This window comes from Chitinophaga oryziterrae (assembly GCF_009758125.1).
GTDB classification, from domain to species: domain Bacteria; phylum Bacteroidota; class Bacteroidia; order Chitinophagales; family Chitinophagaceae; genus Chitinophaga; species Chitinophaga oryziterrae.
This window is the reverse complement of record NZ_WRXO01000004.1, coordinates 17,268-29,677: the sequence shown is the minus strand read 5'-3', so window position 1 is coordinate 29,677 and position 12,410 is coordinate 17,268. Positions and strand designations below refer to the sequence as shown.

General features: G+C 43.8%; 12 protein-coding genes. 2 read left to right on the top strand and 10 right to left on the bottom strand.

All coding sequences use genetic code 11. The annotated features are described in order from the left end of the window. Window positions 1-126: 126 nt before the first annotated feature. The 5 genes from GO495_RS32395 to GO495_RS15175 form a co-directional block, all read right to left on the bottom strand. Window positions 127-258 (bottom strand): hypothetical protein, encoded by a 132-nt coding sequence (locus tag GO495_RS32395; RefSeq protein ID WP_276611821.1) that lies wholly within the window; start codon window positions 256-258, stop codon window positions 127-129. 30 nt (window positions 259-288) lie between these two features. After that, window positions 289-423: a hypothetical protein gene (locus GO495_RS32390; protein ID WP_276611820.1), complete on the bottom strand. Its 135-nt coding sequence runs from the start codon at window positions 421-423 to the stop codon at window positions 289-291. Between the two features lie 136 nt (window positions 424-559). After that, a complete protein-coding gene (locus GO495_RS15185; RefSeq protein ID WP_157300569.1) occupies window positions 560-706 on the bottom strand; it encodes a hypothetical protein in 147 nt (48 codons plus the stop codon). 503 nt (window positions 707-1,209) lie between these two features. Next, window positions 1,210-2,670, bottom strand: coding sequence for a RagB/SusD family nutrient uptake outer membrane protein (locus tag GO495_RS15180; protein WP_157300568.1), 1,461 nt, complete (start codon window positions 2,668-2,670; stop codon window positions 1,210-1,212). Window positions 2,671-2,690: 20 nt separating this feature from the next. Further along, entirely contained in the window at window positions 2,691-5,768 is a 3,078-nt protein-coding gene (locus tag GO495_RS15175; protein WP_157300567.1) for a SusC/RagA family TonB-linked outer membrane protein, read from the bottom strand. Between the two features lie 466 nt (window positions 5,769-6,234). Between GO495_RS15175 and GO495_RS15170 the strand changes: the two genes are divergently transcribed. Further along, window positions 6,235-6,792, top strand: coding sequence for a hypothetical protein (locus tag GO495_RS15170; protein WP_157300566.1), 558 nt, complete (start codon window positions 6,235-6,237; stop codon window positions 6,790-6,792). Between the two features lie 98 nt (window positions 6,793-6,890). On the opposite strand, the gene GO495_RS15165 is transcribed toward GO495_RS15170, so the two are convergent. From GO495_RS15165 to GO495_RS15145, 5 genes are all read right to left on the bottom strand, one after another. After that, window positions 6,891-7,427, bottom strand: a complete 537-nt coding sequence (locus GO495_RS15165; protein WP_240915239.1) for a hypothetical protein — start codon at window positions 7,425-7,427, stop codon at window positions 6,891-6,893. A 61-nt stretch (window positions 7,428-7,488) separates the two neighbouring features. Beyond that, window positions 7,489-7,854: a hypothetical protein gene (locus tag GO495_RS15160; protein ID WP_157300565.1), complete on the bottom strand. Its 366-nt coding sequence runs from the start codon at window positions 7,852-7,854 to the stop codon at window positions 7,489-7,491. A 100-nt stretch (window positions 7,855-7,954) separates the two neighbouring features. Beyond that, window positions 7,955-8,167, bottom strand: coding sequence for a heavy-metal-associated domain-containing protein (locus GO495_RS15155; protein ID WP_157300564.1), 213 nt, complete (start codon window positions 8,165-8,167; stop codon window positions 7,955-7,957). A 14-nt stretch (window positions 8,168-8,181) separates the two neighbouring features. Further along, entirely contained in the window at window positions 8,182-10,389 is a 2,208-nt protein-coding gene (locus tag GO495_RS15150; RefSeq protein ID WP_157300563.1) for a heavy metal translocating P-type ATPase, read from the bottom strand. A 69-nt stretch (window positions 10,390-10,458) separates the two neighbouring features. After that, the gene (locus GO495_RS15145; protein WP_157300562.1) at window positions 10,459-11,022 is read right to left on the bottom strand and encodes a helix-turn-helix domain-containing protein; all 564 of its coding nucleotides are present in this window, start codon (window positions 11,020-11,022) and stop codon (window positions 10,459-10,461) included. Window positions 11,023-11,574: 552 nt separating this feature from the next. Here GO495_RS15145 and GO495_RS15140 point away from each other — a divergent pair. Next, the gene (locus tag GO495_RS15140; protein ID WP_157300561.1) at window positions 11,575-12,384 is read left to right on the top strand and encodes a hypothetical protein; all 810 of its coding nucleotides are present in this window, start codon (window positions 11,575-11,577) and stop codon (window positions 12,382-12,384) included. Window positions 12,385-12,410: the final 26 nt, after the last annotated feature.

Sequence of the window (12,410 nt, the reverse complement as noted above, 5' to 3'; positions counted from 1 at the left end):
TGCGACAAAACATAATAGGCTCCGTTAGGAGCTAACTAAACGGCATTGAACGAAAAATTACAAAAAAATAAGTCCTGCCAGTAACACCGGCAGGACTCAAATACGATAAAACGGTTTAGATGATCTCTAGCAAATCGTAAACCTGGACGTCCACACTGTTGTTGTTGGAGCTGCCAGTTTCTTTGATGCGGTAGTCTGGCTCAGATCTGCAATCTTGATTTTACCAAGGCTCAGTTTCTTTGAACTTTCCTTTTTCATAATTATGAGGGTTTATGGTTATAAAAAAAATCAGCCTTTTCTGCAATCAAAAGTGTGTTGAACCGTTGTGGTCGGCTGGATAGGGCTCTTCACAGCAGCAGTTTCAGTTAACGTAGCGATCTTAATCTTTACAAGTTGCAGTTTCTTTGAACTTTCCTTTTTCATGATGATATGATTTTATGGTTATATCAGGTAAATTACCGGATATCACTGCAATAAAACCTCAGTGAAACTCACCCTTTCAGGGCATAAAAAAGTCCCGCTGGTAATGCACAGCGGGACCATCAATAACTAAACGGAATTACAGTGTATCAACACCGGCACAAATGATGGTGATTGAGCAAATCCATGATCCGGTAACGGCCTGCTGCTTAACAGTACTGGCCGTACTCAGATTAGCAATTTTAATCTTCCCCAGGTTTAATTTTTTTGAATTGTCCTTTTTCATGTGTGAGAGGTTTTAATGACCTTAATTTAATCCATCCCACTGCAACGGACAATCAGCCGGTTAAGCAAAACATAACAGGCTCCGTCAGGAGCTCTGAGTTCCTAGCAACAGTCTTCTCTGAAATAGCATAAACTCTCCTGCAAATTCTTTATAACTCCCCTATAAGCCCTCTCTAAATAAGGTGGGCTTATAGGGGGCTATGAGGGGACTATGAGGGAGCTTATATGGGGCTTATACTAGCTTATAGGTAGCTTAAACTGGCAATAAGCATCAACTAAGGTCTCAACACCTTTATTTCTGACTATCAATAGATTAAGATGTGAGAAGAATTACTATAGCAGGAAATAGTAAAATTTGTCAATGTCTTTTAGTTTGACATCGGGAGGCATCTGACATGGCTAATATTAATAGGGGGTGACCTGTTTAGTCACCCCCTATTAAAGAGAATATGAATATTTTCTACAAACGTCGCTCCCCGGAGCTTAACTAAACGACAATGATTTTTAATTAGTATAGTTCGAATTCTGTATCAGCACACCCTTACTCCTGTCTATTTCCGACTGAGGCAGTGGGAAATAATAGTTTCTGGGCTTGGTGAATGTACGAGCAGCCTCTATTACCTGCCCGTCAGAACCCAGCTTGGGTTGACCATAAATACTAACGATATTAACAAGCCCTGCTCTATCCCAACGCATCAGGTCCTGGTGACGTTCATTTTCACCACACAGTTCCACCCTTCTTTCGTGCATTAATGCAGTCATCCCTGCACCACTTACCGGAGTAAGACTCGCAGAAGCACGTTTACGGATCGCGTTGATCTCAGCATCACCGGCACCGGCGCCTGATTTACGGATTTTAGCTTCTGCTACCACCAGGTAGATATCGGCACTGCGTAATAAAGGGTATTTCAGTGAATAGTTCAATCCACCGGAGCTTTTCCAGTTGGTGAACTTACCGTAATGATAACCGGTTGTTGACAGGCTCGCTGTATAGGTCGCAATTCCGGTTCCTATGTCGATCTGATCTCCTGGTTTCATGATACATACATCTTTACGGGGATCCCCTGCTTCAAATTCGTCTACCAGTCCTTTTACAGGTTGGAAGAAGTTCCAGCCACCCCACTCACGCGGACCATGATAGGTAGTGAAGTCGGAATACCCCCAGCCATCAGTAGTCTGTACGTTCAGCAGCATTTCGCTGTTATTGCTGGTAGCTGCTACGAAGTTGGCAGCGTAAGTAGGCGCCAGCGCATAATTGGTGTTGGTCGTTACCTTCGTACCGAACTCAATTGCCTTATCCAGATTATCCTCATAGAGGTATAATTTGGCCAGCAATCCCCAGGCTGAACCTTTATTTACACGGCCTGCGCTGTATGCTTCAGGAAGCAGGTCTGCTGCCTTTAACAGGTCTGACTCTATCTGTGCATGCACAGAGTCAACAGAAGATTTTGGATTATTGTAATTCCCTGCCAGTACATCTGCTTCAGAAACTAATGGTACTTCACCATACACCAATGCCAGTCGCCAGTAAGCGAATGCACGGAGGAAATATGCTTCACCAAGGCAACGGTTCTTCACATCAGGATCAATATTCGTGATTTTAGGAATATAGATTAACGCATTGTCCGCCCGGTTAATCGTTTCATACTTCCATTTCCATGGCAATTTCAAAGAAGGATTGGAAGCATCGAAGGTGAATTTCTCTATCAGGTCATCCTCGGGATGATCTCCTGCATGGTACTGGTCGTCTGAACAGTTATCATAAGTATATTCAACGAAGCCGAGATAATCTTCTTTCAGAAAAAGAGTATAGATGCCGGAGATGCCATCCACCGCATCACTTTCGTTACGCCAATAGTTGCCACTTGTATAACTTCCTTTTGCTTCTACATCCAGCACTTTGTTACACGCGTTCGTAAAGAGACCAACCGCACCTATCAGCAATATATATTTCATACGTTTCATAATCATCATCATTAAGCAGGTTAAAAATTAAGTGTTGCACCGAAAACAAAACTCCTTGCCTGTGGATAGGTAGCCACGTCTACACCACGCTGCCTGTTACCATCACCAGAAACAGGATAACCCAGTTCCGGGTTCAGACCCTTGTATTTTGTAATAACAAATACATTCTGACCAGTTGCATATATCCGCACATCAGACACGCCGGAACGGCCCCATACTTTGGAAGGAATGGTGTATCCCAGTGTAGCGTTACGGAGCGACAGGTAATTACCACTTTCTACAAAACGATCGGAAGTACGGTAATTCTGATTGTCACTTGTCAGGGTCATACGCGGTATACTGTTGCTGGTACCTTCGCCATGCCAGCGCTGCATCGCTTCTGCATACATATTATATGGATAGGTAGGATCAAGACCCTGCATCCTGTCGGCATTATACAGTTTTACGCCCAATACACCTGCAAAAGAAAGGTTCAGATCAAATCCTTTATAAGAAGCGCCTGCCTGTACACCAAATGTCACTTTAGGATTAGGATTACCCAGGTAGGTACGGTCCTGATCATTTACAATGCCATCGCCATTAACGTCTAAGAAACGTACATCTCCTGGCTTGATATTCGCCTTGTTAGGATCATTCTTGATATTGGCATCATTATCAATAGCTGTCTGGTTCTGGTAAATACCATCCGTTTTCCAGCCATAGAAAGAAGCAATAGACTGACCTACATAAGTGCGGGAGATCTCCTGATTCTGCCGGCCGTATGTAGTAGAGCCGATAAAAGTACCTGGTTCATAGAGCTTTGTGATCTTATTCTTTATAAAGGAAGCATTCGCTGCTACATTGTAACGGAATTCACCTTTACCACCCAGATAATTTACTTCTATTTCCCATCCCTTATTATTCAGTGCACCAATATTACGGTCTGGAACTGTAGCGGCACCATGCTCGTCCATTAAAGGTGCAGGCACCAGCATATCCTTGGTGTTCTTATTGAAGTATGTGATAGTAGTATTCAGTTTGTTCTGGAAGAAACCTGCTTCCAGACTTATATTGGTCATTTCTGCTTTCTCCCAGGTAATATCAGGATTAGCCAGTGTTGAGTTCCAGATACCGGTAACTGTATTATCGCCAAAAGCATATCTCTGATCCTGGTCCTTTTTGATCAGTGCCAGGTATTGGAAATCCGCTACACGCTGATTACCCAATGCTCCCCAGCCACCGGTCAGTTTCAGATTGCTCACGAAAGAAACATTGTCTTTAAAGAAGGTTTCGTCAGAGATCCTCCACCCTGCAGAAAACGCAGGGAAATAACCCCAGCGGTTGTCTTTAGGGAATTTGGAAGATCCATCAGCCCTGAAAGTGGCTGTGAAGAGATATTTGCCTTTATAACCATAAAAACCACGCATGAAACCAGAAGCAATACCAGTTGCAGCATTATAGTTACCGGAAGCATCATGAATATCCGTACCGTTATCCAACACACGTTGAGGAGTAGTTTCATCATTATAGCCCCAGCGCTCTGCACGGTAATAGCTACCGTTGGTAGTTTGCTGTGAATAACCACCGGTAAGGGTTACCTGGTGATTTTTGGCAAATGTTTTATTCCAGGTCAGGAATACTTCGGCCAGTTCAGAACCATCTGTTTCATTACGCTGATAAAGTGCAGCGTGATCAGTGGTACGGGTCTGGTCCAGTACTTTAGGAGTAAACCCATATTGATTGTTAATCGTACCGTCATATGCATAATTAGCACGTAAAACAAGACCGTCCAGGATCTGCACTTCTCCATACACACTGGCCAGCATTCTGTAATTCTTATTATAGCCGTCTGAGGTCTGTGCAGTAAAAACAGGGTTATTAATATCTCCCAGCTCACTGTTAGCCTTACCACTGCCATAAGTACCATCTGCATTCATCACAGGAATAGCCGGGTTGAAACGCAGGGCACTGAAAATCAGACCTGTCTGTGAAGAATAGGTATCAAAGCCTTCCTGCTGCCTGTAGGTCAGCTGTAAGTTCTCTCCTACTTTCACACGTTTACCGATCCTGTGTTCAGAGTTGATACGTACACTGTAACGTTTGAAATAAGTATTCTGGATCAGACCTTTTTCATCATAATAACCACCGCTGAACAGGTAATTGGAAGTAGCATTACCACCACGCAGGCTCACGTCAGCGTTGGTAGTCTGGCCGGAACGCAGCAGCGCCCTTTGCCAGTCCGTACGCTGTACCGCGTAATAAGGGTCCTGCCAGAATGTATTGATGGCCACCCCGTCATTGGTATAACGTTCCTGCTTCAGTTGCACCAGTTCAGGAGCAGTCAGTAAAGGAATATAGCGGCGTACATTGGACACCCCTTTATATATATTAAAAGAAGTTTTTAGTTTTTCGCCATAGCCACCTTTTTTAGTGGTAATGATGATCACCCCATTCGCTGCACGGGTACCATAGATCGCAGAAGAAGAGGCATCTTTCAGAATTTCCATGGAAGCAATGTCATTAGGGCTCACATCACTTAATCCTGTTGCAGGCACCCCATCGATGATAACCAGCGGGTCTGCATTGTTAATAGTACCTGTACCACGGATACGGATAGCAGGTTCTGTTCCGGGAGATCCGTCTGAACGAACGATATCCACACCACTTACTTTACCCTGTATCGCCTGAGCAGCATCACTCACGGGCAGGTTTTTTATATCCGCTCCTTTAATAGTGGAGATAGTACCGGTAACGTCCCGGCGGTTCTGTACACCATAACCTACTACCACTACTTCTCCCAGTCCTTTGGTAGTGGATTGCAGGGATACGTTGATCACGGCCTGTTCACCAATAGTGACTGTCTGTGCCTGGTAACCAATGAAAGAGAAGGAAAGCGTTTTACCGGCATCAGGGACTGTGAGCTTAAAATGCCCGCTGGCATCTGTAGTTGCCCCTGTGGTGGTCCCTGGCACAGTAACATTCACGCCCGGCAGACCACTGCCATCTCCGGCATCTGTTACCTTACCGGTAACAGTTCGCTGTGCAAGCGCTACCCCTGCGAACAGGCATAAAAGGATAACCAGAAAGCTTTGCTTTCTAAAAAATGATGTGTGGCTCATAAAGGAAAAAATAAATGATCAAACGTGTTAGGAATACGACTCTAATATATGGTGCCCAAGCTATCAGCTATTCTACAATACATTCACTGTTCTGTTTTTTATATAAATGACAACGAGCTAAAAATAAGCGAACAATTAAAGATAAGTTGATACTATTTTACCAATGCTACATAATGCATTAACATTTCATTAAGAGTTTTTTGGCTGATCCGGGTATCACATACCCGGTTATGTGCCCCCTGTTCTACATACTGTTTGACTTTCTTACCTACTCCTTCAAGTAAAAGTGCAGGTTATGTTCAAAATTACTCAAAAAAGATAATTTTCCAATTATCTTAAAATCAATGATTTAATAATTAAGATATGCCTTTTAACATTTCTTTAGAGTATTTAAGCAAGGTTTTAGTAAGATAGTCTGTACCATAATTTATTGATTTTTTATTTAACCAGTTAAAATTGAAAAACCATGAAGAAGCAATTATTAAAGTTTGGCCTGATGGCCGGCATGGGCGCATTCGTACTGTCAACGAGTTTTGCAAAAGATGTTAAGGCTACAGACACACTCACAGCGATGAGAGACACAGCCACCATGACCGACACCGCCAGCTTTTACAGAGACACTGTAAGCATGAAAAATGACACTGCCAGCTTTGTACGTGACACAGCAAGTTTCGTTCGTGATACAGCATTACTGAAAGACACTGCTAACTTCGCCTTTAATTTTAAGGCGGATACAGCTACTTTCAAAGTTGCCGACACTGCTACAGCGTTTAAATCAGACACTGCTGCTTTCAAGGCAGATACTGCTATGGTAAATGATACTGCCAGTTTTGCTGCTCATATGAATGCAGCTACGGGAGATACTGCTGCCATGAAAGCTATCAGAGACACTGCTGCCTTCAAAAAGGATACAGCAAACGTTTTAGGAAAAAATATCGTTTCGTTCAGTAAGGATACTACAACTCCGCAGCCTACTGATACGTCCAAGACCCCTAAATCCCATGCGATGAGGGCGAAGGACTAAGAAACAAAAATCATGAACGGAAATCATGTGAACAGTAAAAAGTCCCGGACAATTGTCCGGGACTTTTTATTTGTATAAACAATGTGACAAGATGTAGTTTAGAAATTGTAACCGGCTTTCAGCCCAAAGAATCCGGCAGTACCGTCTTTGTACCAACCTTCATACTTGGCCTCAACATCCAGTCCCAGGAAACGGATACCGATACCAGGAGCAAAAATAACCGGCGCACCATTGTTATCCTTACCTACCCTGTTGGCAACTCCACCTTCTACCTTCACATACAGCAAAGGGAAAGGGAATTTGTACTTCACCCCTACTCTTACAGGGATAGCCTGCAGGGCAGAGTAATCGGTACTGATCGTATTACCCTGGCCATCGCTGATGGAAACACCCTTTTTACCAGGGAAACGCATATAACCAACGGAACCGGTAACGCCGAAGCCAGCGATCAGTTTAATATCTGCATTTAAGCCTGCACCGATACCGGTATTATGTGTGTCGCTCAGATCGCCAACTGGGAATCCGGCTTCTACATAAGGGCCAATGCTGAACCTTTTCAATTGTGCCTGTGAATTACTGCTGGCTCCTAAGAGTACTGCAAGCAGCAGACAGGTGATGTAAATGGTCTTGATCATACAGGATATTTTAAAATTCTTACAAATGTAAGTAATTCATACCTAAATGAACAAATGAGAATTACTGGGGTAATACCTTAAAAGTAGTGTCTCTGTGGATACTGTCCGTAACAGGGGGAGTTTTGGAAAAAGAAGAAGATGGTACGGCTGCAGAAGTGGCCACATTGGAATGGCCGGCAGGTAATCCCATCCTTGCCAGGTCTTTTCTTGTCTTCTTATCAAAAAGATACTGAGGATGTTTTTCTTTGCGTAATCCATCTTCAAAACGGTATTCCGCCCCCATACGCGGAGGTGGACTCTGATATCCACGGTTATTTAATGCGCAACTACTGTATAATACAACAACGCCTGCCATCATACATGTATGTAGCAGCATGAAGGCAGGTTGTCGTAATTTGAAAATTTTCCAGGTTATTGGATTAAACATGTTTCCTGGGTTTACTGTCTGTGATTCTTCCAGATAATGTACTGGGTGGTTTACTGTCCACCATCATTAACGTAACCTGATCTTTATTTATTATAAATACTTACAATTTTGTTGCGACAAAACCAGCCTCTGCTACAGCTTTGATCACATCCTCTGCAACAAGTCCTTTATCGGAAGAAACTGTTAATATCTTCTCCGGATTATCTGTATCTACCTTCCATGCATCTGTACCTGCTGTTGTATTCAGTGAAGGTGTAACTTTGGCTACACAGCCACCACATTTAATATTTGTTTTGAATTGTAATGTTTCCATTGTTTTGCTATTTTTTATAATGAGGAAAATTTTAATCTTAAACTATTACTGACCACAGAGACTGAACTAAGCGCCATGGCTGCACCGGCAATCATGGGGTCCAACAGGAAACCATTTACCGGGTACAGCACACCTGCTGCCAGAGGGATGCCTATCAGGTTGTAGATAAATGCCCAGAAGAGATTTTGCCGGATAGTCCTCACCGTTTTACGGGATAAGTGCAATGCTTTGGGAATACTGTTCAGGTCTGACGTGATCAGTGTCATCTTTGCCACGTCCATCGCTATGTCCGAACCCTTGCCCATGGCAATACTTACATCCGCCTGGGCCAGCGCCTGGCTGTCATTGATCCCGTCTCCGACCATACCTACTATCCTGCCCTGCTGTTGCAACTCTTTCACAAATGCGGCCTTATCCCCCGGTAACACACCTGCTTTATAATCTCTGATACCTACAGCAGATGCCACTGCTGCGGCCGTTTGTGCATTATCCCCCGTAAGCATATACACGGTGATCCCTTGCTCCTGCAAAGCATTTATCGCCTTTGCAGACGTCTCTTTGATCTTATCTGCAATGGCAATAATACCCGCAACCTTTTTACCTGCTGCAAACAGGATCACTGTTTTAGCCTGCGCCTGCCATTCCGTGATCTTTGCCTGCATTGCGTCTTCAGGATAAATCCGGTAGTCCTCCAGCAGACTGGCATTACCTGCCAGGTATTCTTTGCCCTGGTATGTTGCACGGATACCCTTCCCGGTAACACTCTCTATTTTATCCAATGAAACGGTTGCCGGAATATCCTTACCTGAAGCCAGATACTTTACTACCGCTCCTGCCAGCGGATGCTCCGACTGCTCCTCCATTGCCATTAACACTCGCATATCTGCTTCGTCCAGGAAGTATACATCTGTCACAGCAGGTTTTCCTTCTGTGATCGTACCCGTTTTATCCAATACCAGCGCATTCACTTTATGCGCCAGCTCCAGGCTCTCCGCATCCCTTATCAGGATATTGTTATCCGCTCCTTTCCCAACGCCCACCATTATAGCAGTAGGCGTAGCCAAACCCAGTGCACAGGGACAGGCAATCACCAATACGGTCACAGCGGCCAGCAACCCATGCGTAAACGAATTATCAGCTATCATCCACACGGCAAAAGTCAATATCGCTATACCTATTACCACCGGCACAAAGATGCCTGCAATCTTATCTACCAGTTGCTGCACGGGCGCCTTACTGCCCTGTGCTTCCTGCACCATTTTAATTATCTGCGCCAGCACTGTATCTCCACCTACCTTCTCTGCCTTAAACCGGAAACTCCCCTTCTGATTGATCGTTCCGGCAAATACCGCGGCTCCTGTTTCTTTCAGTACCGGTACAGGCTCTCCGCTGATCATACTTTCATCTACATAAGAAGATCCACCTGTTAACTGTCCATCAACAGGTATACGCTCTCCCGGCTTCACCAGGATAATATCTCCCACCATCACCTGACTAAGCGGGACTTCTCCTTTGGATGCTACCGTTACTATCTTAGGTTGCAGCCCTATCAGTTTTTTCAATGCGGAAGAAGTGTTCGACTTCGCCTTTTCTTCCAGCATCTTACCCAGAGAAATAAACGCGATCACCACCGCTGCTGCCTCATAATACACATGTGCATGTAACCCGCGCTGATGCCAGTATTCCGGGTACAACGTATTGAACACACTGAACAACCAGGCCACACCGGTGCTCAACGCTACCAGCGTATCCATATTCGCTTTACCATGACGGGCCTGCTTAAAAGCATTGATAAAAAAGTTGCGGCCTATATAAAATACCACCGGTGTAGATAACAAAAACATGATCTGGTTAGCATAAGGAATATCCATAAAAAACATTCCTATCACTACCACAGGCACAGACAATATCAAAGACGCCACCGTTCTTTTTTTCAGCGCATTATATTGATTCCGCTGTGCAGCTTCCTGTACTTCTTCCCTGTTCTCCGTATCAATTACGAGGTCGTATCCCACACTTCGTACACTGGTCCTCAGCACTTCCCTTGTCACCGCATGATCATCATAAGTTACCAGCGCAGACTGGTTCGCAAAATTAACAGCAGCACCTTCTACTCCCGGCACAGAAGCAAGCATAGACTCTACACTCACCGCGCAGGCAGCACAGCTCATTTCCAGTACAGGAAATGTTTCCTTTATAATATGTTTTGTATTTGCAGCCATACCGCAAAGTTAGGATGGCCGCGGAAAAGGGTTGTTATACGATGAGGAATAATATGTATATAATTATGACTATACCATGTCCAGGGGCCTACGGTCATTCCCCTTTAGCTGACGGTAACCACTGGGTGTTAACCCCGTAATTTTCTTAAACTGTTGCGACAGATGCTGTACACTGCTATAGCCCAGGCTATCAGCTATTTCACTAAGGTTCATTTCATCATATTGCAGCAATTCCTTCACTCTTTCAATACGTTGCATGATCACGTATTTTTCGATTGTCAATCCTTCCATACCGGAAAAAACAGTAGACAGGTAATGATAATCTGTATCGAGTGCCTCCTGTAATACTACAGACAGTTTCGTATTGAGCGTGGCATTATCTTTATCGTGTATCAGACGTATAATAGTGGTTTTCAGCTTCTCTACCAACGCCGCTTTTTTATCGTCCAGCAACTCAAATCCAAGTCCATGCAGGCGTTCTCCCAGTACTTTCAGCTTCTCGGGGGAAGGTATTGAAGAAAGACTCACTTCTCCCAGGTCCATATGCGTAAAACCTATATCCAGCTTCTCTAATTCCTGCTGTACCACCAGGATACAACGGTTGCAAACCATATTTTTTATGAATAACTCCATTGCTATCGATTGAAAGTACAAAGTTAGCGGATAATACAGATATATTAACAGTATCACTATTGTTGGTAGTGCCTGAGCTTGATTGCATAATCTTCGCGCCAGATGTTGTTGATCGATAAAGACACCTTATCTGACGTGAATATTAGGTAAAGTTAAATTGAAAATCAAATCCTGAACCCATATTCCAGAGCTAGATCAGAGAACTAAACAGTCAGATGCAGTGTCTTTATCGATCAACAACATCTGCCATAATATTCAAACCGAGGCATTACCCTATTGTTCTTAACATCTGTATACTTCTAAAAAAATCGCTGTTGCTGATCACATTCTTTAACTGTATGGTTATTTATGCACAACAATGTTTATCCCGGAGCTGTTATACTTACGTGTATGCGCTGAGTGATAAAGAAACAACAGGAATATCAGTCACTATTATGCATTCATGGGAAGAGAAGGTCTAAAAAAAGTGAATATCCGTTAAGGCTATCCACTTTTTCCTCTTACATTTACAACCATACTTTATCAGTCATGCCCAAACTATTCTATTTTTCAATGGCACTTCTTCTCCTGGCAGGATGCGTTGAAAATACCAAAGCGCCTATACATAGTGATACTGACACGGTTACTACCGCAAAGAACGTTGTAACATCTAAACAAGCGGAAAAAGCCTTACCCGAGAAAGTGATCGCAGAAAGGCTCAGCGGTACTGTCACCTTACGGGATACCATCAATGGCCGGCGGATAGCTACCATGTACGATAACGTATTACTGAATGCCGGTACGCCTAAAGGCGGCTGGGTAATGGTAGGCATTGAAACTGAGATCACCCCCCTGCAGGATAAAAGCCTGATGCTGAAAAAAGGACAAAAACTACTGATAAAAGGGAAACCCGTAGGTGAAACGCTGGAAGACATTCAATTAGAATTAACCGGGCAGAATAAGGAAGGCGTCAGAACAGGTCTCTTTTACGGATACATACCCGCCGGTAAGATCAAAGCCGGCTCTATCATAGAAACAGCCCTCAGTGAATATCTGCAGCAGCATTCCGGCAGAACGCTGCCTGATATGCAGCCATTTATTAAACAGTTCCAGCTACAGGCCACCGGTTTCAACGAGCCTTTCCTGGAATATGCCAACTACGAAAGTACCGTAGATGATCCCTCCCCTGCTTACCGCACCGTACTGGTATTCTACAAGAATAAACTGATAGGGGTTGTAGACTCCCGGCATACAAAACTACAGGGAACAACCGAACTTAAGCTGGACAGAGGCTTTCATGGCTATTTCTTTACAGATGCTGATAGTAAATTGCAGCAGGAATACATCAGAATGTTCAATAACTTCATCAATTCTGTAGATTAAATCTCAACTTGATAAAAATAATTTTA